The sequence below is a fragment of the Syntrophorhabdus sp. genome, assembly GCA_012719415.1.
Lineage (GTDB): Bacteria > Desulfobacterota > Syntrophorhabdia > Syntrophorhabdales > Syntrophorhabdaceae > Delta-02.
In genome coordinates this window covers 18,324-44,104 of sequence record JAAYAK010000284.1, presented here as the reverse complement: position 1 = coordinate 44,104, position 25,781 = coordinate 18,324, and the positions used below count along the sequence as shown (strand labels likewise).

The window sequence follows — 25,781 nt, the reverse complement described above, 5'->3', positions numbered from 1 at the left end:
TTCAACCATCCCCGGGAACTAACGTCCTCCTCCCGAAGGGCCCTGGCCAAGCTCGCCGACGCGGGCATACCCCTTGGCAACCAGTCCGTCCTTCTGGCGGGCATCAACGATTGTCCTCGCATCATGAAGTCGCTGGTCCATAAATTGGTGGCCAACCGGGTCAGGCCGTATTATCTCTACCAGTGTGATCTGTCCGAGGGGTTGAGCCATTTTCGTACACCCGTGGGCAAAGGCATAGAGATCGTGGAAAGCCTCATCGGACATACGAGCGGGTTCTGCGTGCCGACCTACGTGATCGACGCGCCGGCAGGCGGAGGGAAGATCCCCGTCATGCCCCACTATCTCATTTCCTGGTCAACGAACAAGGTGGTGCTGAGAAACTACGAAGGTGTTATCACCACATACAAGGAACCCGATTCATACGAACCCGTCTTCTGCGACCGGAATTGCGCCCAATGCGATCTGCAGCTCGAACTCGACGACAGCGTGGAACATACCAGCATAGGTATCGAGGGGCTTCTCGCCGACTATGACGACACGATCTCCCTGGTTCCCGCAGACAATGAGAGGCACAACAGACGGTCGAACGATGATGCTTGATAGACCCGTTGACACGCTGGAGCATTTTGAGGGCTGCCTCATCCAGCACGGTCCCTCGAACGACAGGGTCTACCTCATGAAGCTCGGACCTTTAGATCCCGAGAAGGTGGCCTTGGGCCTTATCGCGAAGGCAACGGAACAGGGGTATTCCAAGGTGTTCGCCAAGGTGCCCGATTCCGCGCAGGAAGCGTTCCTCCGTCACGGTTTCCAGGTGGAAGCCCGTATCCCCGGCTTTTACAACGGGTCTCAGGATGCGGCCTTTCTCGGGTTCTACCTGTCCTACGAGCGGACCCGTGAGGAAAACCGCTCCGTGCTCGACAGCCTGCTCGATCTTTACCTGAAGGATTCAGCGTCACCCCCGGCAGCGCTTCCCGATGGTTTCCTCCTGCGCGTGTGTTCCCCGGACGATACCCCCAGGATGGCTCAGATCTACTCAACGGTCTTTCCATCCTATCCCTTCCCTATCCACGACCCATCCTACCTTCTTGAAACCATGGAAACGCACGTTCGCTATTTCGGGATCGAAACAGTGGGAACCCTTGTCGCCCTGTCCTCGGCGGAAATGGACAAAGAGTGTGGAAGCGTGGAGATGACCGACTTCGCGACCCTCCCCGAGTGGAGGGGATGCCGCCTGTCCGTGCATCTTCTCCGGGCGATGGAAGAGGCGATGCGCGCCGAACGCATCATAACGGCGTACACCATAGCCAGATCATCCTCCCCGGGGATGAACCTCACCTTCGCCAGATGCGGCTACCGGTACGGTGGAAGAATGATCAACAACACCAACATATCGGGACAGATAGAGAGCATGAACGTCTGGTACAAACACCTGGGGGGCTGACAGCACCCCCCCTCTTCCACTGGCAGTCTTGACACCAGACAGAATGCAAACTAGAATTCGTACAAGTCGCAAAGAGCACACTTACGTTGTGGATATCAGACAGGCAACCAGCGCCGGGTGACGAGCTATACAGAAACAAGATCGAAGGAGGTTTACCATGCCGGAATTCGGATCACCTTTTTCAGGATTGGCAAACAACCGCAAGCTCACGGACCAGGAGCTCATTCGTGCGATCCGGTTCATGATCGCCGCCGAGTACGAGGCGATCCAGTTGTACATGCAGCTTGCCGAGTCGACGGACAACACGCTCGCTATAGAGGTCCTTCGCGACATCGCCGATGAGGAACGCGTCCACGCCGGCGAGTTCCTCCGCCTGCTCCGCGAACTGGCCCCCGATGAAGAGAAGTTCTATGCCGAGGGGGCCGAAGAGGTCGAGGAGGAGATCGGGAAGCTGAAGTAGGCTGAAGCCGGGAACGTCGCTCGGATGAAATAGCTGACTTGCGGAATCACTTCAGAATGTTTTGGTGGGCCGTCAAGGATTCGAACCTTGGACCAATTGATTAAGAGAGAACGGAGGTAAAATAAAAGGTTAATCATCTTCATCACTTACAACCTTCATTTGTTGCGTTTGTTTCGTGTATCCGTACGAGAGTTTCTCGACTTCCCTCTTGATATGCTCCCGTGATAGATGGCCATAGAACTTGATCGTCGTGTTGATGCTCTCGTGGCCCATGAGGATCTGGACGGTGGCCAGGCTCATGCCGGCCTCGAGGCACCGGCTTGCGTAGGTGTGGCGGAGGTCATGGAGGTTCACGTCGTGTATTCCGGCTACCCGGGCATACTCCAGGAACATGTGAGACACCGTTTGCGGGCGCCACCGGGGGAAGAGTCTCCGGCCCCGCTTCGGGATCCTGGCGAAGACCGCCCTGCCCTTCTCGTTCAGATCGATGACCCTGAACTTCCCGGTCTTGGTATTTCTGATGACGATGTGATCGGACCTTACGTCCTCCTTGCGGCTCAGATTGACGAGCTCGGCGCAACGGCAACCCGTGTACAGGTATGCTTCGACCATCATCAGGAACTCCGGATCCGGCGTGAATTTCTTCTCCTTGTTCGGCTGGAGGCTGAGGATCTTCGTTATCTCCCTGTCGCTCAACACCCGCGGCGGCTGCCATTGGACCCGGGATTGCTTCACCTTCGCGTACGGGTTCTTGGTCAGGTACTCGTGATCGACACCGTACTGGAATATGCTCTTGAGGTGGCGGATATACACATTCAGGGAAGTGTGGCTGCAAGCCTCGAGCTGCTTTTCATGAAATGACGCTATGATCAGCGAGAAACGCTTGATGCTATCCACCACGAGAGAACCTACCCTGATCGTGACAGCCGAGTCCGGTACCTGGTATTCGAAATCACACAGCTTGGTGAGGACCAGCTCATCGATCCTGATCGTCTCGTCTCTCTTCCATTGTTTGGCCAGCTTCAGGTAGAGCTTTTTGTATTCATCCAGGGTATAATCGCCCTTCTTCTTCGATATGAAAAGGACGTTCTCCTTCAGGTGGTCCAGGTATTGCTGTTTCTCGATGTTGAAGATCTTAAGGGCGGTGGCTTCGTCCCTGACACCCAGCGAGATCCTCTTCAGGCGGTTATAGTAGATGTAATAATACCCGTTTGGCTCCTTCTTCAGGACCGGATACTCATGTCTCATCGCTACATTTATATCCCTGGGTCTCTTATTTGTCAACGAACCGCCCTCCTCCGGTTGACAAGGTTCAACAGCTTGATCTTGTCTTCCTCGAGCCACGTGTCGATCGACGCCCGGTCTATCAGCCACTTCCCCCCTTTGCGGGTTCCATAGATCACGCCGGCGTTCACGTATTTCATGAGGGTCTTGTCTGAGAGGCTGACATATCGGGCGGCTTCGGCGAGCGAAAGCCACCTGCGCCCTTCTAACACCTGTCCCGATGCCATTCTTACGGTCACTTCCTTCCTCCAATGAACGAGATCATGCTCAGTGCGAAGCTCAGCAACATGATCCCTATGAAAACGCCGACAAAAAAGATCAGATATCCATTCATACCGTCACCGTTATGTTCAGCGCCGCGGCAAAGAACCAATAGAAGCCGCGTTTGACATCACCGTGAGCGAAGAAAGCCGCGGAAGCGAAAAGGGAGAGCGCTATGATCAGATAGGCAAAACAGGCTCCCTGGAAAAAGCTCATGCACCGTGCTCCTCTGCGCTTCCTGCGCTTAAACATGTATCCTCCTCCAGTAGTCTCTCCCGGGAAAGATCTCCCGTTCGGCAATGAGGAGATGCTTGCGTGTTCCGAATGGCTGCGCCGCGAAGAAGTTCAAAACCTTCCCCTTTTTCGAGGAGCGTTTCAGGATCCCCTTCTTGCGGTCGAAAACGGCGTACAGGACCTTAGGCACTTTTGGACCCCAGCACGTTCCTCAAACCGCAGACGTTGCGGTTGAAGGCATCGAGCCAGAGGGAGGCAACCCTCTCTTCGCTGTCAATGCAGACCGCGTCAATCCTCCCTGTGAGAGGCGCAGCGGCGCCGTCGAGCACCGGCATTTTGAGATACTGGTCTACTATGTACAGGATCTGAGCATCAATGTTCCGGAACTCCTTCTTCGCAAGAACCCTGAGGTCCTCCAGAAGCTGATCGCAGCCCGTGAACTTCACGATGACAGCGGTATCGCCCGGCTCGAGAGATGGGGGCGTAGCCTCTCCGTCCAGAACGCCAGCAGGAAAGCCGGCAGGAATCGCGGGCCGCCTTTTCCGTCCTTTGGTCTCGGGTTTTGGGGCTTTCGTTTCAGCCGGGGCCTTTCTCGTTTCAGGAGCGGGATCCTTCGTGGCGTGCTTTGTCCGGGGAGGATATTTCCTCTTCGGTACATACTCGCCGCGCATCTCGGTATAATGCCGGTGGCAGAGGCCATCGACCCAGGACTGTTTCTCACATCCTTCGACGCTGCACTTCTTCTTTCCCATATCAGCCTCCTTTGGCCTAACACTCTCTGCAAGCTGCAGCGGGCTTTGCCCCTCGCTGCAACAGGCTCCGGGCAGGATCTGACCGGTTACTGGCACGTCTCGCTTCGTAATCTCCTGTTCCTTGAACGGCCATCTCGGCTCGACTCCGTCTATAGCTACGTTGCCGCAATATCGGCAATGAATCTCGTTGCCTTCCCTCTGTCCCTCGGGGCGATCGCATTTTGTGCATATCAGAGGCATATCATTTTGTCTTCAGGATCTCCTTGGGCACCTTTCCCGTGAGATCTATGCCGGATTCGAGAATGAGCCTGATCAGGTCCTTCTTTCTGAGGGTGTCGTATTTCTCAGTCTTGAGCCGGAGCTTCGTTGCCGCGAACGTCTTGACCTCCGGGCCCTCGAGGAGCTTCAGGTCCTTACAGATGGCGAGGATCTCCGGGATCGTCTTGCGCTGCAGGTATTCCTTGTGAAGAATCCAGTCCCGAGCGAGATCAAGCCCGAAGTGCCTACCGATAGCATGCTTCATCGGCATATCGAAACCGGCCTGGACGTCTTCGAGGGTCAAATAGAGAGCCGTCTTCCGGATCCAGTGGATGAGATCATCACTGGAAAGTGCCTCCAGGGCAATCCATATCTTCTCCTTGTCTTCATACCAGCTGCCCTTGACGCCGAAGGCCTTTTTGAATTCCTCGGTGCTCTTGGAGCTCGCCGAGAGAAGGCTCCGGGCGATGAGGCGGAGGATATGCTCATCCTCGAACGGCATTCTGGCCGCCTCTACGGGGACCCGTTCCCGGTAAAACCTGTCCTGGAACTCGGGGCCGATGTTATTCACCCTGGTGTTCTTGCCATTGGCCCCGGATCCGGACTCATCTTTTCCGGATAAGACCGCCCGATAGCAGTCCTTGCTGCCCATGCACGCCCTGCCAAGACGGACGTGGCCGCTCAGTTCGAGGATCGACACAAGCTTCGAGCATTCCGTGCACGCGGATAGCTTGTCGGTATGGTGCGAGTAGAAAGGGCTATAGTCCGCGTAATTGATATCCTCAACCAACTCAAAACCATTGGTCTGAAACTCTGCCGCGGCCTCTGTCTCTTTCCAGTGTTCCGTGAGGTAGTTGACCTGCTTTTCCTTGAAGCATTTGGGATTGAGGCACAGGGCCTTTTCGGCGGTGAAGTCGGTCCCGAAGATACCTCCCTGGATGGACGTGTTCATGGTGCAAGTCTCGCAGTTTCCCGTGTCGAAGAGGGCGGTGCTGAGTTCAGGAGAGCGGTCGTCAATCTCCTCTCTTAGGTCGGCCACCGACCAAGGACTGTATTCGTCGGTTGCCTTCTTGTAGCATTCGAGTATATCTTCCTTGCGCGACAGTCTCATGAGCTGCTCGAGATGCCCCAGGGATACCTTGCCGTCACGCCACCCTGTCAAGATTTCCTCGGGCAACGTCAGGATCCGCACCCGCCGGCGGATGTACCGGGGATCGGATCCGATCTTGTTGGCGAGGTCCTCTACATCGCCGCCCTCTGTCGCGTAGGCCTCGAATGCCCGAGCCTCCTCGAGGGGATCGAGGTCCTCCCTCTGAAGGTTCTCGATGACCATGACGTCGAAGGCCTCCCGGTCGGTGAGCTCCCGGATGATCGCGGGGATTGTGACCATCCCTGCAGTGACCGACGCTCTCCACCTTCTCTCACCGGCTACGATCTCGTACTTCCTTCTGTCGCTCTCGGAGTCCACAAGCGGCCGGACGATGATGGGCTGCAGCACACCCTTTTCCTGGATCGACAAGACGAGCTCGGTGAAGGGTACATCATTGAAGGTCTTTCGCGGGTTCCTGGGGTTCGGCAGGATCTCATCCAGTGCAAGGTGTGAGATAACATGGGTCTTGGGGATATCCTCGCTAACCGGCCGGACCTTCTCCGGCTTCTTGGTTGGAGCTTTCTTCCTGGTTCCCGATGTCTTGGTTGCCTTCTTGGCTACGGGCACGACTGACCTCCGGTGTTGTTGGAGGCCCGGCCTCCGGATAGGAGAGCCGGGCCCCTGGGGGAAGTATGGGAAACGCTTGCCGTTGTTAGGGGACGCATCTTGCTGAGGGCCATATTGAAGAGGCCCACGTTGTGGTTTCGTACGAAGAAGCGGGACTTGAATGCATTCCCTTCGGCGTCTGTGAAACTCATCTCGAAAAGCAGCGAATCCTCCCGCTGTTCCAGGGGAAGAACACTCTTGACGAAGATCTCCCTTCCGATCTCACTCATCCTGACCTCCGCCGGCCTTGGCCTGCTGTTCGATCGGGGGTCCAGTCGCCGGTCGTCCGGATCGGCATGACACCGCAGACGTAGTCGACAGAATCCAGGACCACTACCCCGTAGGCCCCGGGGTAGCGTATGACGAGCTGGTCGCTGTCGATATGCTCCACGGCGTCGAGGAGATATTTCAGGTTGAAGGCGAAATCGAACTCGTCGGAGGACTTGAACTCGCAATCGATCGTTTCCTGGGCGTAGCCCTTTTCGGATTCCATCCGGACCGTCAGGCCTCCGGCCGAGGTTCTCGTGAGCTTGACGGGATCGTTCTTCGTGGCAAGCGCCGCCATCCTGGACAGGCATTCCAGGAACGGGATGCGCTTGGCGAAAGCTATATTGTGGGTGCCGGTGGCCGCAAGGATGCTCTCGTAATTCGGGTATGCGTCCTGCAGGGTGCGGAAGATGATGGTCGCCTGCGTCGTCATGAACTGGACTTTTGCCTCGTTGATGATCACTCCAACGGTCGCGTTCTCGTCCAGGATCTCCCTCAGGAGCCTGATGTTCCTCCCGGGTATGACAATCTGGGGAGAATCAGGTAGGTCGGGTACCTCCTTTTTCAGAAGGGCCATCCGGAAGCCGTCCGTCGCACACATCCTGAATTCTCCGCCCTTGGCCTGCATGAGGACGCCGGTAAGGATGAAGCGTTTGTCGTCCGCGGATACGGCATAAAGGACCTTTCCCAAACCGCGCAGGATGTCCTTGGCAGCTATCTGGAAGGCCTCCGTATCGTTCAGGACCTCAATGTCCGGAAACTCTTCAGGATCCATGAGGGCGAGGCCGATCTCCACCCGGCCCTGCTCAATCTTCAGGACATTTTCTCCGTCCCCGACGATCAGCGTGATCTCCTGGTCTCCGATGCTCGCGAGGATGTCCGACAGAGTGCCGGCGGGAACTACGATCTTGAGGCTCTCGTCACCGTTCGCACCAGCGAAACCCGTGATGGCGGACGTCTCGAGATCCGTCGCGGATATCTTGCCATGCTCTCCGTCGAGCTCGATGAGCACGGACCGGGTAACGGCGAGGAGGCTCTTGTGCTTCGTTACAGCTTTGACGATATCAACCTTGCTCTGCAGGTACTGGCGATCTATGGTTATTTCCATAAGGTCTCCTCATTGCGAGGGAGCCCGCGGTCATGGTGATGATCAGAAGGTGCGCGGGCCCCCTCAATAGCGTAGTATTCGTGGAGGCCAAGCTGCCGGCCGGGCCGGGCTGCCCCACTACGGTAATTCGGATTATTGCCTATCTCTGCGAGGATCATCCATACGACCACGAAGATGATGACGGCCACGAGGATCCCGTTAAGGATCTCCTCAAAAAGGTCCCCCTCACTTGTGGTCAAAAGTGATAAATCATTGTCCTCAGAAACGATGACACGAGCTTTTGAGCAAAAATTTTTTGAGGTCATCTTATCGCCTCCTTGACTACCTCCAGGAGTGCACCGATCGCCCTCAAGGCCTCCCGACCCTCCCGGATGATCTTCTTCGCCTCGATGTGCGAGATCCTGCTGTCCATGAGGCCCTCGGACGTGGCCTGGGCGAGGTCGGAGAATTCTTTAATCGTCTTGATGAGCTCATCGTTCACCGCGGTGCCGGCGCCGTGAGCGGGCAAGGGAAAACAAACCAGGTCAAAGCGATGGTTCAAATAGTAGATGGGAGAGAGAGCGTGTGGGCGTGGGATGCCCAGGCGAAGAGCCGTCTCGAGAACTGTGGCTATCCTATCGAGGGGATTGTAAGCGCCTGAGTCCGTGAAATCAACGTGCGGCTCCTGCCACTTCGCTACCAGGCTCACGGAAACACCTAGAGCCTTTGCATGGTCGACGGTCCTTCCTTGAATTGCCTCCTGCATGGCTTCATATGAGTGCATTACACCCTCCCCCTTGATGCATAATTGAAACCCTGCCATTTTGATGTGACTCTATACTCATGAAACTATTTGACATCAGCCCCCGCCCCGTGACAGAATCATCTTGTCGAAGGAAAAGACCGCCACGTGTACGGGCGGGGGAGGTTTTTGTTGACGGCGAAAAGGAGGTGCCGATGCCTATTTCGGTCGCAGTCTCTCTCAAGGGTGCCCGCGGCGCGCAATTAGAGCGTGTTGAGATTGGCATATATGAACACGACGTTGCGATAGGTGAGCAAAGCAGATCATGCTCGGTTAAGCTCACCGTAAAGAGAGAGGAGATTATGGGCCTGTCTTTCAGTGACATCGAGAGCCTCTGTGTGGATCGCACGGAAAGTTTTCTAGAGCTGATTTTAGGCAACCTACGTTCCGGTCGTATGCATCGAGAAAAAGAGCAATGAGTAGTCTTTGGATATACCCTCTGACGCGGCGAGGACACCAGGATAGAGGACCCTTATGAGGTTGCGGAGAGGAGATTTCCATCCTTGCTTTGATGCGTTCAGCCCTGGCCAGTTCGAGGCGGCTCTTAGCGAGGCGGATTTCTCTCACAAGCGGATCCGCTTCCAGCCCGGCCCGTTCATTCAGCACCCGGGCCTTCAATCTGTGGACCGTCTCCCGGGCACGGAAGGACTCGTTTCTGAGGGTTTGGAGGAGGTTATTCATGGCCGATGTCCTTGACGGCGTCGAGATCGAGCTTGTCTGCAAGAAATGCGGCCGCGTGGCGAAGAAATCTGTCAGATGGGTAAAGGGTAACGTGAAGTTCACCTGCGCGTGCGGAACCGTGATCCGTCTCGATACGAACCAGTTCAGACAAATCTTCGCCAAGCTCGATCGGGGTCTTGCTGATGTTCACAGCACGGCAAAGAAGTTTAATGATTAGAAGAATGGGCTTGGCATCGGGAACTATTTTAAGGGTCACGGTTTTAGAAGGGCTCATGAGAGACTCCTTTGGGGATACGCTTGATAAAGAAAGGCAAGGGGATACCTAGAAGGGTTATTTGACACGTCTTTCGACGTGACCCCCTTGCCCTGTGTGCAGGAGATGGAGATATGCCAAGGCAGAATCGTATGAGAATATGTCCCAGCTGCATGTATGGCGTGAACGCAGGGGACGTCAAATACTGCGAGGAGTGCGGCACGGAATTGATCGCCAAGTGTCCAAACCCTTCCTGCAATGAGAAGATCCGGACTGAAACGGCCAGATATTGTTTTAAGTGCGGTCATAGCCTGCGTCCTGGTGTAAACGGTCCTTCAGCCGCGGAGCAACAATGAGATTATTCTCAATGTCACCCTCAACAGAAGCAAGTATGTCCAGGGCAACGTCCTCTTCCAAGCCCACCAGCATGTTGAATATCGTCTCTACGAGTTGCTCTTCGTCTTTTTCGGACAGATCGCGGATGCCGACCTGCTTCATGGAGATGGCCTCCTTCAGGGTGCCTTTCTTTCTTTTTTCGGATTTTCCAGTGGTCCCTTCCATTGGAAACAATCATAATTGGCATACCAATAGTTGTCAAGCAAAAAATATCGGTATGCCTATACGAGCTTAAGATGATTGGCAAACGGATAGAAGAATACCGCTTACATAAAGGCTACAAAGTAGCCGAGTTAGCTCGTATTATTGGTATTGCTCAGGGGTCCCTTTCTGAAATAAAAAACGAACACTCAGAGCCCAGGGCAGATACGCTCGAAAAGATTGTTCGGAATACCGATGTTGACGCCCACTGGCTTCTCACGGGCGAAGGATCGATGATCAGGAGTACCCAGACCATCGAAGAGGGCGATACCCCATTGACTCGATTGCGTTCGGTGAAGCCGGGTACCCAAGCCCTGGTAAGCGACCTCATAGATATCCTCGAATCAGATGACGCTATCATGAAGACCGCCATCACTGAGAACATTAAGGCTTTCAAGATATCCGTCGATCGGAAGGCAAAGCTCGAGAAATCGGACGTCGAGTCAGACTTTAAGACTCGGGAATCACTCGGGGAGAGCAAGCATCGGAGAGACAAACATCGTGTGGGCGGGGAATAACGGTAATAAGGGGCGGGCTGGATGAGACGCTCGAAGACCATCAAGACAGGGATGCTGGAGTGTACAAGCACTGGAAAGGGCTCAAGGACCGCGGAGTGGTTGTCATCTACCTGGAACCGTTGAGATTGTTCTATTTGCATGATTTGCTATATTGGACGTGGCTTAACCGAGAAACAAGCAGTTGATTTAGCTTTCATTTTAAAGGGGGGCGTCGTGAAAAGATACATCATTCGACATAATCCCGAGAATTCAGCGAATACTCCATATTACCACAGGTTCAACATGAAGCGCCTAAGTGATCGAGTCATTGATGAGCTCATCGGTATCTGCAAGGGATGCATAGTGGATAAAAGTCTTACGGATGAGGAAATAAGGTTTCTCGAAGGATGGATAGCAGAAAACAGTGAATTCAAGGAATTGTACCCCGTGAACGTTTTCTACCAACGCATCAGAGAGATATTGCTCGATGGCATCATTGACGACGGCGAACGAAAGCAACTGTTATCTCTTCTGATGGAATTCACGGGAGCTGGTCAAGACAACAAAAGAGTGAAGGCATCGTCTTCGTTGCCCCTGGACCACCCATTGCCCAAAATAGTTATCCCGGCAAACAGCTTTTGCTTCACCGGCGTCTTTGCCTTCGGTACCCGAGAACGCTGCGAAACCGAGACAACTCTTCGACAGGGGCTAATCAGCAAGAACGTTACTCAAGGAACCGATTACCTTGTCGTTGGCACCATGAGCAGCGCTGATTGGATTCATTCTTCTTACGGAAGAAAGATAGAAAAGGCTATGGAACTAAAGCAAAAGAAGAAGAAGCCATGGATCGTATCCGAGGAACACTGGACACAGCACTTAGTTTGAGAATAGAGCAAGGAGAACGTTGATGAAACCCTTATTGTTCATCGCAGCAATCTCAGTTCTTCTCACGGCCTGCGCTACGCCCCCGCCACAGCTTACCCGCCAGGAGTGGTTGGATATGACCCAGCGTACATTCAAGGATACCACAGTTGACAAGGTTCTGGAGACCAGCGAAAAGGTACTCAGACTCGCGGATCCGAGCGACGTTCAAATACATCACCTTCCAAACAAGATGGTTGGCTCCCGCAAATACCTTATCTATGCTGTGTTGGCAGCTTCGTTTGGCAGCTACAACTTTGACGTAACAGCCGTTCAAAAGGACACTGATGTCATCACGCAACTATACGTCGGTTCCTCGGCTCAGAGCATTATCCCAACGGCAACGATGACCCCTGGAGTTCAAGGCGGTTGGGGTGGCGTTGGTGCCACAGCTTCAACCGGTCCCGTCAACGTCGGAGCTCCGTTTTCAGACAAGGAAGTCTATTCGCTTTTCTTCATGCGGATGGAGAGTCTTCTATATAACAAGCCATGGATAACCTGTGAACACGCCAAGAATGCCATCTTTAAGAATGCGCCAGGCCGTGTTTTTGAACCGTTATGCTTGCTAGCCGACGACAATGAGCCTCCTGCAACGCCTTAATGCTGACCATCCACTTCTTCTTGAGGTTCGAAAAGGATAGAATTCCGCCATGAAGCCCTTTAGGAAGTATTATAACAAGTACTGGGTAGGTCTGAACAAGGACACGTTGGTTCAGTCCCTCATTCTCGTAGCCTACTTACTAACCCTTGGCGTGCTGTACTGCAACCTTGGCAAGCTCGACGAACAAATCACGGAAACCCGCCGGCAAGCCGATGCTGCTTTCACCCAACTCCGACTGACTCAGTCGCAGACCTCTGCTGCTCTTGATCAGCTTAAATTGACTCAGCTTCTTAACGATCCCGCTTGCGCAATCAAAGAGTTGAGGGTCGAGAAAGTTCGTGAAAATGTAGTTCAAATTTCGCCCGTGTTAAAGAACTATGGGAAGAGTGTCGAAAAGAATGCTTCTTTCAAATGGAAAATAGAGATCGTGAAGAACTGGAAGGATAAGGCGAAAGCAACACGGCTTCTGGCCACATCGTGGACGGGGACAGATCATCTCAAAATATTGCCAGAGCAGGATGTAACTCCGATCAGAATTCAGTATCACAGGGATCGCTTCAACGACATGGCCAAAGGCTACGAGAGCGCTGTATTAGTCTCCATAACCGTCGGGTATCACGACCTGAAAAATCAGGCGCAGCGCTATACGTGCGTTTACTTGATCACCAGATTGGCAGACCTCAAGCAGGACATTTACGAGACAACCCTCCTTAGTGCTACGTAATGCAAGCTTGCCTTTGACCATTGTTCAACGGGGCAAATTTGAGAATACAGGTCTACCACCGACTCCCCTCATTGAAGAAGGCCTCTTCCTGTTCATCTGTGAACCCGAGCGCTGTCTTTATACTCTGGAAAAGCGTGTTATCTCGATCGACGGTTGTCGCATACTCCCACTGGATCTGCGCTACCTGACCTGCCTGGGCGATTGCAGCCTCGACCTGAGACAGAACACCCATGGCCAGCATCTGTAGACGCGCCTGGCGCATAGTGAGGGACGTGACACGGTTGGCAAGGGCCTCCTGGATGGCCAGGTAATCGGCTTCGAGGGTGGCGTAATTGGCAATAACGTCAGCGGCAGCCGCCAGCTCCCCGGCGGTCGGTTCAACCAGCCACTTGATTTCCGTTCCCCACACCTGAAACTTTGTCGGGTCAATCCTCTCAGCCAAGAGGGTACACACGATACTTGCATTCATCAGTCAGTCCTCCTGAACGATAACATGGTACATCCAATATAAGTGTCATTCCCGTGTACGCTCCTGTTCCCAGATGCTGAATAGACATTACTGCCGCCGTGAATGGTATCCCCATTATTAAGGTACACTTTCTTCTTGTACGTTGACATCGAGTCTGAGTTTCCGACGGCGATGCCGGCATCGTCTATGTTGCAGTGTCGATTTTGCGATTGTATCGTCGCAGATCCGTAGGTGGCTGATCCCGTTTTGATAATCACGTCACCGATGCAATATGCTCCAGCGCTGGAGGATGCGGAATGTCGATATGATATCTCATAGACACCCGCTTGCTTGACGACAGCAGAAACAACCGATTGACCTATATCTGATGCCTGAGTGATCGTGGTGGCAAGGCTGACGGATTTGCCGTAGTCGCTTTTCGGATTCCAGATGACCTGCGGCGCCAGTTCCGCGGACGTCGATGAATCATAGAACGTCCAATTGGGGGTATTCGCGGTGTTGTAATTGGCCCAGGCCTCACCGACACAAACACAGTGATGTGAGGCGCTTCGCGTGTACGTGCTTCCGTCTTCCAGAAGGACATAATCATCATCGCCTGGTGTCGTGGTAGCGGGAACATTATGAAAGCCAGCAAAGCGACTGAGGGCCCACACGATGCCGGTTCCGTCAAAGATGGCGTACTTGTGAACCTTTATCTTATCCGCTCCGCTCATGGCACCCCAGTAGGCCGTAGCGTCGGCAAGGATGAACTGTGATGTGCCTGACAGGTAGGCCCCGGATCTCTTGCGAAACGTGTAGCCGTTGCCGTCCGGGATGGCCACCGTTATGACGTTGTCCGAATCCGGGACGGCTCCTCCCGACTTCGTCAGGAGGTCGAGCTTGTTCACGCTCGCATTCACCACGGGTTTCAAATTCTTGACGAGTTCGGCATTGAGGGTTGAAGGGGCTAGGATCTTGTTGGTAATTGCTCCGGCAAGGACCTCCGAGGCCGTGGCGAAGGCGATTCCTTCCTCGGAGAAAGTCACGGTCCCCGTGCTGGTCTCGATGGTGAGGATTGTCACCCATTCATGCCCCTCTACGCCCGTGTAGGCCTTGAGGATCCACGTAGTCCCCTCATCGAACCACTGAAGCATGCCCACATACGGAGTCGCCGTGGCCTCTTCCCCGAGATTGTTTGAGACGAGGGCCTGCAGAGCAGCATTGACCGCCGCTCGATATGCTACACCGCCCTTGGCAATGACGTTCGTGATGTTGTAGCTATGTTGCATTTGTCCCTCCTAGAGCACCCATTCCACTACTACGACACCTTGCTGACCAATTCTGCCATTGGCATCGGTAGTATTGTAGCTCCCTCCTGCCCCATATGCAGGCCAACTGCCATAGACCGAGTTTCCGCCGATCAATCCTTCATTGTAGTTGCCGATGCCCTTGCCGTACCCGCCAGGGATATTGATGTGCCCGTTGCTCCCGCTGCCCCCGACACCATTATGATATCCGCCACCCCCTGATACGGTTGTAATGGGAGCACTGCCCGAGGAAATGTAGCTGGCTCCGCCGTGCGTCGCATAACCGCCACCTGCGCCAACGACGACGTTAATGTATTGACCTGCCGTGAAGCCCGACAGCCATACTATGGCCGTTGCGCCTGCGCCACCCCCGATGGAATAGTTACCCGTGCCCCAGTATGTGCCTGCGCCGCCGCCCGTAATCGTGAATTTGAACACCGTGCTGGCAGTCGTGCCCGCGGGGAATGTGAATGTCCCGGAACTGCCAAAGATTGCCCTCTGCAACTTCCCGGTATTCGCGGGCGTGATCCACCCGGCGTCGTAGTCCGCCCCGGTCGTCTTTGCCAAGACCTGCCCTGTTGTACCCCCTGTCGGCAGACTACTGGCTGATCCTCCTATGTCGTTGAAGGTCGTCCCGTCATTGGAATACTGCCATTTCGACCCCGCTGCCTGATACCTGAGCCTGGGTTTGTTGCCCGCATCGTTGTTGGCCACTATATCGATGTCCGCCGAGGCGCCATTCCCGATCCTCAGGGCGTTCACGTCTATCCGCGCCTGCACGGTCCACACGGGGGCGCTTTCGGTTCCTGTGTTCAGAACGATCTCCAGGTTCCCTCCGTCCGATCTGATCGCCCACTCCTCGCCCGATGCCCCTGTATCGTTCAGCCTGAGCAGAAGCGCATCTCCCTCGATCTGCTGGGACTCGGTGAAGCTATTCTCGTCGAAGGTCGCAGCCAGGCCCAGATAGATGTCGGACAGGGTACCCATCGTTATCCATGCTGTATTGGCTGGATTTCTACGCTTCAGAAGATTGTTCGTAAGGTCGGGCCAGAACATGTTCGGGAAGGTCGCTGCAGGCTCGTCGGCACCTTCGTTCAGGGTGGCCAGGGCTTTGAGGGCTGCGTTTATCGCCGCCCTGATCGTTGCTCCGGTATTTGCATCCGCGGTGGTGATGTCGTAGTCGTGTTGCATGACGCCTCCCTTAGTATCCTGCGGCCGTCCAGTCGACAAGCCGTTCAACTGGTGACGTGCCGTTCTTTATGACAAGACTGAAACCATCCGTTGTTATGAGACTCGGATCGAGGTACGGATAGTCCCCATTTTGCCATCCCTGTATGGTTACTCCAATTCGGGGTTTGCCCATGAACGGCGTTGTGAATGTCGGCGCGATACCACCGGTGCCGCAGTCCACATCCTGTCCGGACTCGCTCCTGTCCGGCATGTCGGCGTAGGAATGGATCGCCGATATGAGGATCCCGAGCGTGGCGTCCGGAGCTGTCATCACAACCCGGCGCTTTATGTAGCGCGCCGTAAAGTCACCGACAACGAAATCCATCCAGTCTGAGTATGACACTCCGTCGCGGCTCGTGGAGATCTGCGTCTTGATGGTCGCTCCGGCCGTGTCCCCATCGAAGTTCTCGATCGCATCAAAATCGCTAATGTCGTCGAATGACTGTGACCGGTCGAAGCCGGAGAACTCGACCAGCATGCTGCACCTGGCCGTCTGGATGCTCCCGAAGTCGAGTTCCTCGAGTTCGTAGGTCCCTTCTGTCACGTAGCCCGAGTCGAGGGAATCAAAATCCTCGAGAGCGTCCACCTCCTCGATGTCGTCAAGCCCCAGGATAGTGTCGAGATAGAGACAACCGTTGATGATCGTGAGGCCTGTCTTCGTCCCCGAAAAGGTAGGTTCTTCTATGTCTTCCCGGTATGCGTTCCAGTGCAACACCGTGGGCACGTCCGTGACGATGTAGGCGGCGTTCTCACTCTCGTTCTGAGGCTCATTGAGATCCACGGCTTTGACGGCGTACTTTCCGGACAGGGCAGCTGGGAGGGTCACGGAAGTGCCGTAAACCTTCGACATCTCCGTCATCTTGTTCCAGGTGTCGCTGGTATTCTGCGAGAATTTGAGCAGGTAATAGTCGATGTCCGGATCCGCCACCGCATCCCACGACAGTATCAAACCCCCCTGGGCCGGACTGGCGCGGAAGTTCTGAACATCCGAGGGTGCGCGTGTCTTGCCGTAGATGTAGACGCTCTTGACAATTCCGCTCTCTATGCTCTTGTCGGCCGTCACACAGAAATAGTACAGGGCCCCTTCCTTGAGCAGCGGATCGGTCTCGTATGACCGGTTTGTGGTGGATCCCAGTAGCGTCCACGGTCCCGCAGCGGAACTCGCCTGGTATATCCAGTATTGGAGGGCGTAGCCCCTCCAGGTCAAAGAAGCCACGGATTCGAACGTTCCAAGAGGGCTCTTCCGGAATATCTCCGTTACATTGAGGCCCGCCAGCACAGTAAGGCTCGATGCGTTTGAGATCGCCGGCACGGCAACCGAATCATTGTAGACATCCGCCACGTGCTCGACCGCGGTGATTCTCCTCTTCATATCCTGCGCCTTGGCGATCCTCGTGATCCTGAACAGCTTGCTGACTCTGCCTACCTCACCAAAGCTATAGTTTGACAAGGGGGGCGGGGTGTTCTCCCACGAGCTCGTAAGGATAAGCTCGCTCGTCGTCTTGGTGGCGGCGACAGCCTCGACAGTCAGTTCTTCCAGTACGTCTGTTTCGTAATGCTGCACCTGAATCCCGTAGGTGGTGTCCGGTTCCAGCGTGACCTCCCGGTCCAGCGTCACCGTGTTCGCCCGTGCCAACACAACGCGTCCCGAGTAGCCCCATTGAGGTACGTCGTGAGCCACCCGTACAATATCTCCCGGCAGGCAGTGGATCGCATCCACGTCGGCTTCCCACGAAGCCGTGAGCGTGATGTACCTGTTGCAGTTCAGCAGGAATTTGCCATGCTTTATCGCCATGGTCCGATCGGTGCAGCCAACCAGGTCCACCTGTCTCGGTGACACGTCGACCCCGAGATCATCGAAGCCATCCTGCTCGACAACAACTGGTTGCTTCTTGTAGTTCAATTCGGCATCGTAGTAGACCACCTCGATCTGGTTCGCCCGGTCGTCCATGGGCAGCCACTCCTCGCCAAAGGAGTTCCTGTTGATGTTCCCCATGCTGAAGAGGAAACTGTCCGCCGGCAAGACATCACCGTCGTAGATGCAGGTGAATTTCGACCCTATCTGCAGAACGTTGCCGCGGCCTAGCGTACATATCGTGTCGAGGGCCCGCCTCAGGTTCTTCATCGTGTCGAAATAGATGTTGCATGTGTAGCCCTTCTCGTCGCACCAGTCAGCCCACTCCAGGAACTTCTGGTAGATGATTCGGGAGTACGGGACCGCTCCACCGTATTCGTCGTTGTGGACGATATCGTAGGCGGCCCAGGCCGGATTCGTGGCCGGCTTGTTCTCATAGGCCGAGCCGGTCCAGACCGGCACGGTGAGACGGGATCCAAGGCACGTCACGCGGGGAGTGGAATTCGAGAGCTCATCCGTGGCGAGCGCGTTCACGGCCAGCAGGGCCACACCCGGATAGGTGAAATCGTCATAAATGATCTCTTCCAGATATTCCCAGTACGTGTCGTTCCTGTAGCGTGACCCGGTGGGCAGGGCTGATGTCAGGACAACCCGGAGATCGTATTGCCCGGGATCGAGATTATCGATCCTCCTGTATTCTCTTATCGCGCTGTTCTGCGCGGCCGTGACGGTGTAGGTCCCCCATATCGACCAATCGGGATCCTCAGACTTCTTGTACTCGACCTGGTAGGTTACCGACTGGGCCGTCAATCCCCCGTTGTCGTTCGCGTAGTACAAGCCATAGGGCAGGTATATGCCGACACCCAGCCCCTGAGCGGTGTTCCCCATCGTCTGACGTGTCACATGGGACGTTGAAAGCCTGGCGCCAACGGGCGTGTCGAGAATGGTGTCGTTGAAATACGGGATTACTGCCTGGTCGTTTGTCCCCAGGCGGGTCACGAGCTCGACGGAACTGTAGTAGGCGGCCGGGTTATCATTGATCTCGACGTCGCTTATGGAATCGATGCCGGTCTGTCCTCCTTCGCACACTGCATACAGGACATTGAGGTATTGGGAGTTACCGCTGGTCGAAACATATCGCCCGTTGATATGGGGCGTCACCCGGTGGGTCCCGTAAAGGACGCCGAGCATTCCTCCTTCCTGGTCGCCGTTAGGCGACGGATCCCAACCATAGGTGTTCGATTTGCTGTAGTCGGCGGAGGCATAGGACGCATCTACCGAGTCGACAGATGATGACACCGGGAGGATTGCGTTGACGAGAAGACCACCGGCGACCATGACCCCCATTCCTGCCATGGCACCCCAAAATGCTGCAGTGCCTGTTGCCGCGATCATGCCGCCGCCGATAAACGACCCCCCCATGAGGACCGATCCGACACCGGCCGTCACTATGGAAGCCGCCACCACAACTGCGAGCATCGCGACAGTCCGGACGATATCCTTGCCGCCTCCTCCACCCCCGTCCCCACCATGGGGCACGGCTGCGAATACGATCGAATCTCCGGCTGTCGGCAGTATTCTATCGATCTCCTCATCCGTCAGGATCCGTGATGGCATCGTCCTGGTGGTCAGCGACACAACAACGTCAAAACCGCTGTCCAGGGGAGCGGGAAAGAACTCCCGCACGGCGTCACGCATGGACGGAAGACGGTCCACCTCCATCACTATCCTGCTCTCGAGAGGCTTGAAGGGATTCTTGATACAGGTCAGGAGGATCTTTTCCACCGGTAGTATCCTTTGATCTTGTTCTTCCAGACTGGGTCGTACACATGGGAAACGATGGATCCGGCCTTCTTCAGCGTATGGATGAATTTCCCATAGCCCACGTAGATCCCGAAGTGGCAGACCATACCGGGAAAATGTGTATTCGCAGCCAGAGCCACTGCACAGGGAGTCTCAGGCTCCCGCAGCTCTTCCCACCTGCCGACTTCCTTCTCGAACTGTGCCCGGATCTCCTCGGTTGCGAAGCAGGAGATTGTATAATCCGGCAAGGTGATGCCATAGCATTCCTTGTAGATGGCCATGAAGAGACCATAGCAATCGTAGAGAGGCCTCCTGGTCTCGGGATCGATCTCGCCGCGGCCGTGGTTGCGGAAGGGACAGCCTATGAAGTCACGCAGATCCCTCATACGAACACCGGCGAATTACCGACCCCGGGGAATCCTCCGAACCGTGCGGAGTTATTCAGTTCCCGGCAGCGGGCAAGGGTCCTGTTGCAGGATGTGGCGGCACCCGTGTAGCCGCACCTCGTTCCCTTGAATTGCTTATATCTACAGCGGTTCCTGAGGAGCCTGTTAAGCGGAAACCGCTTGTTGAAGGGATTGTTCGCCCCCAGGGTGAACGTGGCCCATTTCGCGTTCGTCTTCGGCTGCTTCAGGTGAAAGACGTATTCCGTTTCCGGTTCCGTGAGATCGAGGTGGGCCGAGTGGACCACCGATATCGTAAGCTCTATCGGGCTGTAGCCGTTGACCTTCGTGTAGTAGTCGTAATCCTGGAGGTATCCCTCCATGGCCCGGGTGATGTTGGACACCTTGATGTCTACACGGGGGACCTCGCCGGTCGATGAATCGGAGATCTCATCGATCTCGAACGGGAAGGGCACATAGGTGTTCCCGTTCCAGACGGTCTCTTCGTTGTCGCTCGTGACCCTGATGTTATCCTCGAGGCCGGGCACGTCGATATCGAGGAGTATGATCCAGGTACCGCCTCCCTCCAGCTTGTTCTTTTCCTGGATCGCCTGGGATGATATGGGCAGCGGCATTACAGTTCCTCCAGGTAGACGTCGATCTTCCTCATGCCGTGAGACACCTCCTCGTATGGGATAGTGTCTTGCGCAAAGACAACGGTATATGTGGTACCGGTGACCTCGCTGGTCCAGGTGAAGGCTTCACCAATATGGCTGTCAAAGAACGTAATGATGCTCTGGTACTCTGCGATCGGGATCCGATCCCATGGCAGGTGGATGCTTCTCTCACGGGCCCTGCTGGCGGCGGACCGAACCTGGACGTAGTTTGCCTCCTTTTCGGTCCTGATCTGTGGCTTGTAATGCTCCCCCTTTGCCCCGTAGGTCCACGGTGTTGCGTATGCCTCATTGAAGCTGTCCATTCTCTATCCCCCCAGACCGCTCTTCAGGCCATAGGCGTTCCGGTTGTACGCATCGAGCCAGAGAGTGACGATCGTCTCCTGAGGGTTGACCTGAGTGGTCTCCTGCCTTGCTTTGACAGGTTGCCCCGTATTGTTGTTGACGATAAGTGAAACCTTCGGCTGTGTCCCCTCGGTTGTCTTCGCCATACGAGTCAGCCATTCGTTTTGCTCCCGTGTTATGTAGCGTTCACCCACGCGGTTGATTACCAGCCGCTCGTCGTCATTGAGGCCGCCCGCATGAAAGGTTGGAATGAATTTTCTGACCTCGCCCCCGCTGTGGTGCACGCCAGGGACGTAGTTGGCGCTGGAGGGAATGCCGACGGAGCCGGTTACAGTGGACGACAGCGTCCCGCTGGAGAAAATGCCCTGCACCAGGGACGTGAGACCTGTGGACACCTGCTGTCCCAGCGCGTTCGCCAGGGCCCGGTGAACAGACTTCAGAAATGAGTTGAGATAGTCCGCCAGTGATTGAAGCTTTCCCTGGAAGGCGTCGAAGAAAAAGTCGGAGAAGGCGGATTCCATCGCCTGGGCCGACTCCCGGGCCATCTCCACGCCCTGCTGGAACACGGATTTCATATCCCAGAGATAGTCTCGCAGGCCCTTGCCGAGACCTTCAGTAAATAATCCGTCCTGCTCTTTCAATGTGATGTTGAGATCGATGAGCTTGGACCGCGTCTCGTCTATTTTATCCGCCCAGAGGATCTTCGCCGTGGGATCGGTCTCGTTCTCCCAGTTCTGCTGATACGCGCTCAGGATGCTCTGGTAAACGGAGATGCGCTGCCGGGTGATATCTAATTTCGATCCGGAACGTTCCTTCTCCATCATGTCGAGCTGGGACAGATAGCGGCGGCTCTCCGCTTCCATCACCGTGTTAATGTAGTCAAGCTCGATCTTCTTCTTTTTCTCCGCCGCCGCGGCGGTTACCTGGACCATCTTTTCGGAGATCTCTTCATGGCTGAAGCCAGCCTTCTTGAGCTTCTCCTCCGATTCCCTCATGAATTTATCTTCGGCTGCCAGACGTCGTTCCAGCTCGGGAGCCGTGCGCTCGGTGACCTGCTGCTCCACGTCCGTCCAGGCTTTCAGTTTCTTCTCGGCGTCGGCGGATCGGGCTGCCTGTTCCATGGTCTTGCGCCACTCTTCAACCTTGGCGGTATCAAAACCCTTGCCATGCTCTTTCGCATACTTCCCGGCCTGAGCGATCAAATCTTCGTATTTGTTTCTGATGTCTTCAAGCTTGCGGGATAGGTCATCGTCCGGAAAGAGGGCCTTCCGTATATCGGTGTCAAGGTCCCTGAGCTTGGAGGCCCAGCTCTCGAGGGCGTTCTCGCCACCCTTGCCGCCGCCTTTTTTTGTGGACGTCTCGCCGGAACCATACGTCGGTTTTCCAAGACCACTAGGGATGTGCTGGGCATTTTCGTATTCCTTTTTGGCGCGCGCTTCAGCCACCTTGTTCCTTGCCGCCTGTTTTGCCGCATCCCTTGCCAAAAGGGAATCGGCCACGCTCTCAGGGAACCGCAATAGCATGGCGCTACCCTCGCTCGTTTTTTTCGCCAGATCTCCCGCGGCCGAACCGATCTCTCTGAGGGCCTGCTTGAGTCCTTGAAAATCCCCCGTAGCTATGGACGTCAAGACATTCGCGGCGCTCTTAAGGACCTGTACAAAGTCCCAGCCCATGCCAATGAGTTTGCCCATTATCTCCGTAACTGGCCGAATAGCCGCCAGGATATCGCCCCAGCCGTTGGCGGCCATGACGATGAGTTCGAGAAAGAGCTTAACGACGGGGCCGAACTCCTTGAGGACGTTCCAGATGTCCACGGCGAGGGTCTTGATGTCGTTGAGGGCCACCAGGACACCGTATTGAAGGTCGTCGGACATCTGCGAGAGGTCCCCCGATTCCTTGAGGGCGGAAAGTGACTTGTCCCACTCTTTGAGGCCGTCGACCACCTCAAAGATGACCGTCGTGAATGCACCGCTTCCTATCTCCCCGAGCTTGAGTCTCAGTTCCTCGGTGTACCTCTCCATGGATTTGAGCTGCTTGCCGGCGGTACCCATTGCCGCCTCGTAGGCACCCTGTATCTTCGTTCCCTGCTCCAGAACGGCATTCATGGCTATCTGTTGCTTTTCAGCCTGGGTGAGCTGGTCTGCGCTCTTGCCGACCGTATCGGCCGCTTTCTTGTATTCCTGTTCGAAATTGACCGTGATTCCAATGGTTCGGAGGACCTCCGGCTGCAAGGTCACAATCGCGTGAATCATCTGCTCGAGAGCCTGAGAGGAGTTGACGTTTCCGATAACTGCCGCGTCTTGGGCAACCCGTGCAAGCTGTCCGGCCTTGGAGAGGTCGAGTTGGGCCTGAACCATCCGTATTATGCTTTGCTGGGACGCCTCCGTTGTGATGCCCATGGCCTTGACCTGGCCGACATAGGCGGCCACCTCGGCTTTCGAAAGCTGGACGTTGCGCCCCATAACGCCGAGGACTGCGGAAAGGGTCTCCACACGGCTCGTCAGCATGATGGCATCTCTGGCGATATCGAAGAGTTTCCAAGCGGCAACAACACCCATTATCTGGGTCTTGATACGACCGAACTGGTTTTCTACGGCATTGAGGTGGCTCTTGCTCCTCGCAAAGGATTCTCCCACGCCGGTGCCTGCCTTGTCCGCCTCGTTTCGCAACGCTTTCAGTTGCTTCGTGATACCGTTGAAGACCTGCGTGGCCCTATCAATTCCTTCTATGATAAGCTGGACTCTGTCATCCGCCATGTACAGCCTCCCTAATTACTGTTTCCGTTTGTCGCAATTCTTGCAGGCCCACTCGAGGAACTCACCGAACTCGAATTTGCACCTCTCGCGTTGCCTGCCGTCGCATCGTTCTTCCTTGGCCAGAAAACCGATCACCGCTTCCCTGAAGAGTCTCCATCGAGACCGCTCCTTTACGTAGGGAAGACATTCCCTCAGGGTGAATCCCCAGAGAATTCTCGTTCGCTTTGTGATGTCTCCTCCGGAGAGGGCGATAACGATGTCTTCGATCCAATTTTCGCCTTCGTGATCCCCGCCATTATCCCCGTCAACCTCCCGAAAATGGAAGCTATCGGGTTCAAGGACAAAAAATGGTCTATCACCTCCATGGCGGTGCCGATGTCCATGAATTCCCGCATCTCCTCGGCGAGAACCTGTGGATCTTTGTCCTGCATCCTCGTGTGCTTCTCTGTGAGAACAATCGCCATCGCTACCGGCAACCGGTCGCCGAGGAGCTGCACGATCTGCTCGATACCCATGTCGCCCGTTATCTCGACACCCTTGAGGACATCGTTAATCTGACCTATCTGTCCCAGTACGAGCGGGCGTTGAACATAGCTTCTGCCGTTTATCTCGTAGATGTATTCCCTCTCATCCATCAGGTTTTCTCCTTACTACTGAGCGTACCCGCTCACCTTGTTGGCCACTTCGACCCGCACGGATCCGTAGGTATCGTCCTCGAGGACCTGTAAGTCCCCTTCCTCGCCGACAAAATTGCCGTTGACCTTAAGCGGCGCCGTAAGGACAACGCAACGCGGGAATACGACATCAACGTAGAAGTTCTTGCCCGTTTCGAACTCGGCCCCCGTGGCCTTCATCTGGACACCGAAGTACTCATTGTCGAGAATCTTCCGCTGCATGATGAAATCCCGGAACTGCCTGTCCAGTTTGAGGGTCTGGATCCTTCTCTGACGATATGCATAACTCGCATACGCCCCTGTGCCTCCCGGACGGAATTCCACGGCCATCTCGTTGCTGATGACATGTTCGATGGATTCAATCTCTTCGCTCATGCTGTGCCCTTCGAGGAACGTCGTCCCGTTCCACAGACCGCCTACCTTCACAACCAGGTCGGTGACCCTGAGCGGAGACTCATCGACTCGGGCCGGGAAACTGCACCAAGCTGGCTCGGTCGGCGCGTAAAGGATCTCGTAGCTAGTCGACGTCGCCTCTTCGCCCGGTGCCGTGATGGTAAGGACCGCCGGCGTGGCGGACGATGCCGCAGTGATCGCGACATCCTTGTATTCCCCGGTCGTCGGCACGAGGACACGAACGGCGTGGATGCTGTCCAGCCGTGCCGCCGCGGTCGCTCCCTGGACAGCGTTCGCCGCGAGGGTGAGCTCCATGGCATTGTATGCGGCTGTTACCGTTTCCTTCGTCACGTTGTCGGTGTACTTCCCGGTACCCTTGACGGAAAGACTCAGCTTCGCCCAGGAGTCTTTCGCGAATGTCGCGGTGAGTTGATCGACCAGGAAAGAAGCGAACCTTCTTTTCATCACCGTCTGACCGAGCCTGCCGGCTGCGGTGAAAGATGGATTGCACATCTCTTCTGTCGGCGTAATCACGTGTTTGTAGCCTGTTCCCCAAGCACTCGGCGAGCACGTTCCCAGCGCAAAGGCGTAGCCGAATGCAAAGTCCTGCGGCTTGGCTTTCGAGAATGTGAGTGTTGTCTCTGATAGGGCTCCCAGATTGTAAGCCCTATCCGGTTCTTCCTTCCCGGTCTGCTCGTCACGATTGTCCTCTCTTCGCGGTGAGAGCTGCAATATGGAATCGCGGTCGACCAGCAACGTCGTGTCGAGGGTCTGCTCGGTGTTCAGCGCCGTCTCTCGCAAATTCGCCGAAACGGCAATCAGGTTGTGTTCAGCTCTGAAACTTCTCATTCCTCACCTCCGAAATATTCTTCATCCTCCCGCGTGGGGGGCGTGTACTGGTCAACAGCTTCAAATCTCGCCGCCTCTTTCGGCGGAATCTCAGTGTATACCCTGCCCGCCACGAACTTCTTCCGCGCGAAGGGTCCATCGACAATCTCGATGTCCGGTTCGTTCGGTTTTAATCTGTACTGTGCCAT

The 25,781-nt window shown here is 55.4% G+C and carries 30 protein-coding genes; 8 read left to right on the top strand and 22 right to left on the bottom strand.

What is annotated here, in order from left to right:
• The 3 genes from GXX82_16680 to GXX82_16670 form a co-directional block, all read left to right on the top strand.
• Positions 1-600 (top strand): lysine 2,3-aminomutase (locus tag GXX82_16680; protein NLT24680.1); only part of this gene is annotated, 600 nt, incomplete at its 5' end.
• A complete protein-coding gene (gene ablB / locus GXX82_16675) occupies positions 593-1,441 on the top strand; it encodes a putative beta-lysine N-acetyltransferase (GenBank protein NLT24679.1) in 849 nt (282 codons plus the stop codon). The genes GXX82_16680 and ablB, both read left to right, overlap by 8 nt.
• Before the next feature lie 157 nt (positions 1,442-1,598).
• Entirely contained in the window at positions 1,599-1,901 is a 303-nt protein-coding gene (locus GXX82_16670) for a rubrerythrin (protein NLT24678.1), read from the top strand.
• A gap of 129 nt (positions 1,902-2,030) precedes the next feature.
• Here GXX82_16670 and GXX82_16665 read toward each other — a convergent pair whose 3' ends face one another.
• The 10 genes from GXX82_16665 to GXX82_16620 form a co-directional block, all read right to left on the bottom strand.
• Positions 2,031-3,185 (bottom strand): tyrosine-type recombinase/integrase, encoded by a 1,155-nt coding sequence (locus GXX82_16665; GenBank protein ID NLT24677.1) that lies wholly within the window; start codon positions 3,183-3,185, stop codon positions 2,031-2,033.
• Positions 3,182-3,424 carry a helix-turn-helix domain-containing protein gene (locus GXX82_16660; GenBank protein NLT24676.1) on the bottom strand — a complete coding sequence of 81 codons (243 nt, stop codon included), beginning with the start codon at positions 3,422-3,424 and terminating at the stop codon, positions 3,182-3,184. Before GXX82_16660 ends, GXX82_16665 begins: the two co-directional genes overlap by 4 nt.
• Before the next feature lie 91 nt (positions 3,425-3,515).
• Complete coding sequence (locus GXX82_16655; protein ID NLT24675.1) at positions 3,516-3,698, bottom strand: hypothetical protein; 183 nt, start codon at positions 3,696-3,698, stop codon at positions 3,516-3,518.
• Positions 3,691-3,870: a hypothetical protein gene (locus tag GXX82_16650; GenBank protein ID NLT24674.1), complete on the bottom strand. Its 180-nt coding sequence runs from the start codon at positions 3,868-3,870 to the stop codon at positions 3,691-3,693. Before GXX82_16650 ends, GXX82_16655 begins: the two co-directional genes overlap by 8 nt.
• A complete protein-coding gene (locus GXX82_16645) occupies positions 3,863-4,432 on the bottom strand; it encodes a hypothetical protein (protein ID NLT24673.1) in 570 nt (189 codons plus the stop codon). Before GXX82_16645 ends, GXX82_16650 begins: the two co-directional genes overlap by 8 nt.
• Before the next feature lie 241 nt (positions 4,433-4,673).
• Positions 4,674-6,407: a ParB/RepB/Spo0J family partition protein gene (locus GXX82_16640; GenBank protein NLT24672.1), complete on the bottom strand. Its 1,734-nt coding sequence runs from the start codon at positions 6,405-6,407 to the stop codon at positions 4,674-4,676.
• A complete protein-coding gene (locus tag GXX82_16635; GenBank protein ID NLT24671.1) occupies positions 6,398-6,676 on the bottom strand; it encodes a hypothetical protein in 279 nt (92 codons plus the stop codon). Before GXX82_16635 ends, GXX82_16640 begins: the two co-directional genes overlap by 10 nt.
• Positions 6,673-7,821, bottom strand: a complete 1,149-nt coding sequence (dnaN, locus tag GXX82_16630; GenBank protein NLT24670.1) for a DNA polymerase III subunit beta — start codon at positions 7,819-7,821, stop codon at positions 6,673-6,675. Before dnaN ends, GXX82_16635 begins: the two co-directional genes overlap by 4 nt.
• A complete protein-coding gene (locus GXX82_16625) occupies positions 7,812-8,126 on the bottom strand; it encodes a hypothetical protein (protein NLT24669.1) in 315 nt (104 codons plus the stop codon). Before GXX82_16625 ends, dnaN begins: the two co-directional genes overlap by 10 nt.
• Positions 8,123-8,584 carry a hypothetical protein gene (locus tag GXX82_16620; GenBank protein ID NLT24668.1) on the bottom strand — a complete coding sequence of 154 codons (462 nt, stop codon included), beginning with the start codon at positions 8,582-8,584 and terminating at the stop codon, positions 8,123-8,125. The genes GXX82_16625 and GXX82_16620 overlap by 4 nt, the downstream gene beginning before the upstream one ends.
• 697 nt (positions 8,585-9,281) lie before the next feature.
• Here GXX82_16620 and GXX82_16615 point away from each other — a divergent pair.
• On the top strand, positions 9,282-9,500 hold the full coding sequence (locus tag GXX82_16615; protein ID NLT24667.1) for a hypothetical protein: 219 nt from the start codon (positions 9,282-9,284) through the stop codon (positions 9,498-9,500).
• Between the two features lie 330 nt (positions 9,501-9,830).
• Here GXX82_16615 and GXX82_16610 read toward each other — a convergent pair whose 3' ends face one another.
• The gene (locus GXX82_16610) at positions 9,831-10,034 is read right to left on the bottom strand and encodes a hypothetical protein (GenBank protein NLT24666.1); all 204 of its coding nucleotides are present in this window, start codon (positions 10,032-10,034) and stop codon (positions 9,831-9,833) included.
• A 134-nt stretch (positions 10,035-10,168) separates the two neighbouring features.
• Here GXX82_16610 and GXX82_16605 point away from each other — a divergent pair, with 134 nt between their 5' ends.
• From GXX82_16605 to GXX82_16590, 4 genes are all read left to right on the top strand, one after another.
• Positions 10,169-10,651, top strand: coding sequence for a helix-turn-helix domain-containing protein (locus GXX82_16605; GenBank protein NLT24665.1), 483 nt, complete (start codon positions 10,169-10,171; stop codon positions 10,649-10,651).
• A 213-nt stretch (positions 10,652-10,864) separates the two neighbouring features.
• A complete protein-coding gene (locus GXX82_16600; GenBank protein ID NLT24664.1) occupies positions 10,865-11,515 on the top strand; it encodes an NAD-dependent DNA ligase in 651 nt (216 codons plus the stop codon).
• A gap of 22 nt (positions 11,516-11,537) precedes the next feature.
• The gene (locus GXX82_16595; protein NLT24663.1) at positions 11,538-12,152 is read left to right on the top strand and encodes a hypothetical protein; all 615 of its coding nucleotides are present in this window, start codon (positions 11,538-11,540) and stop codon (positions 12,150-12,152) included.
• A gap of 49 nt (positions 12,153-12,201) precedes the next feature.
• Positions 12,202-12,876 carry a hypothetical protein gene (locus GXX82_16590; GenBank protein NLT24662.1) on the top strand — a complete coding sequence of 225 codons (675 nt, stop codon included), beginning with the start codon at positions 12,202-12,204 and terminating at the stop codon, positions 12,874-12,876.
• 52 nt (positions 12,877-12,928) lie between these two features.
• Here GXX82_16590 and GXX82_16585 read toward each other — a convergent pair whose 3' ends face one another.
• From GXX82_16585 to GXX82_16535, 11 genes are all read right to left on the bottom strand, one after another.
• The gene (locus GXX82_16585) at positions 12,929-13,345 is read right to left on the bottom strand and encodes a hypothetical protein (protein NLT24661.1); all 417 of its coding nucleotides are present in this window, start codon (positions 13,343-13,345) and stop codon (positions 12,929-12,931) included.
• Positions 13,345-14,613 carry a hypothetical protein gene (locus tag GXX82_16580; GenBank protein NLT24660.1) on the bottom strand — a complete coding sequence of 423 codons (1,269 nt, stop codon included), beginning with the start codon at positions 14,611-14,613 and terminating at the stop codon, positions 13,345-13,347. Before GXX82_16580 ends, GXX82_16585 begins: the two co-directional genes overlap by 1 nt.
• 9 nt (positions 14,614-14,622) lie before the next feature.
• Entirely contained in the window at positions 14,623-15,822 is a 1,200-nt protein-coding gene (locus GXX82_16575; protein ID NLT24659.1) for a hypothetical protein, read from the bottom strand.
• Between the two features lie 10 nt (positions 15,823-15,832).
• A complete protein-coding gene (locus GXX82_16570; GenBank protein ID NLT24658.1) occupies positions 15,833-19,501 on the bottom strand; it encodes a hypothetical protein in 3,669 nt (1,222 codons plus the stop codon).
• Positions 19,483-19,905, bottom strand: a complete 423-nt coding sequence (locus GXX82_16565; protein NLT24657.1) for a C40 family peptidase — start codon at positions 19,903-19,905, stop codon at positions 19,483-19,485. Before GXX82_16565 ends, GXX82_16570 begins: the two co-directional genes overlap by 19 nt.
• Complete coding sequence (locus tag GXX82_16560; GenBank protein NLT24656.1) at positions 19,902-20,537, bottom strand: hypothetical protein; 636 nt, start codon at positions 20,535-20,537, stop codon at positions 19,902-19,904. The genes GXX82_16565 and GXX82_16560 overlap by 4 nt, the downstream gene beginning before the upstream one ends.
• Positions 20,537-20,881: a hypothetical protein gene (locus GXX82_16555; GenBank protein ID NLT24655.1), complete on the bottom strand. Its 345-nt coding sequence runs from the start codon at positions 20,879-20,881 to the stop codon at positions 20,537-20,539. Before GXX82_16555 ends, GXX82_16560 begins: the two co-directional genes overlap by 1 nt.
• A 3-nt stretch (positions 20,882-20,884) precedes the next feature.
• Entirely contained in the window at positions 20,885-23,677 is a 2,793-nt protein-coding gene (locus tag GXX82_16550; protein NLT24654.1) for a hypothetical protein, read from the bottom strand.
• A gap of 191 nt (positions 23,678-23,868) precedes the next feature.
• Positions 23,869-24,312 carry a hypothetical protein gene (locus tag GXX82_16545; protein NLT24653.1) on the bottom strand — a complete coding sequence of 148 codons (444 nt, stop codon included), beginning with the start codon at positions 24,310-24,312 and terminating at the stop codon, positions 23,869-23,871.
• Between the two features lie 15 nt (positions 24,313-24,327).
• Complete coding sequence (locus GXX82_16540) at positions 24,328-25,593, bottom strand: hypothetical protein (protein ID NLT24652.1); 1,266 nt, start codon at positions 25,591-25,593, stop codon at positions 24,328-24,330.
• Positions 25,590-25,781, bottom strand: a complete 192-nt coding sequence (locus GXX82_16535; protein ID NLT24651.1) for a hypothetical protein — start codon at positions 25,779-25,781, stop codon at positions 25,590-25,592. The genes GXX82_16540 and GXX82_16535 overlap by 4 nt, the downstream gene beginning before the upstream one ends.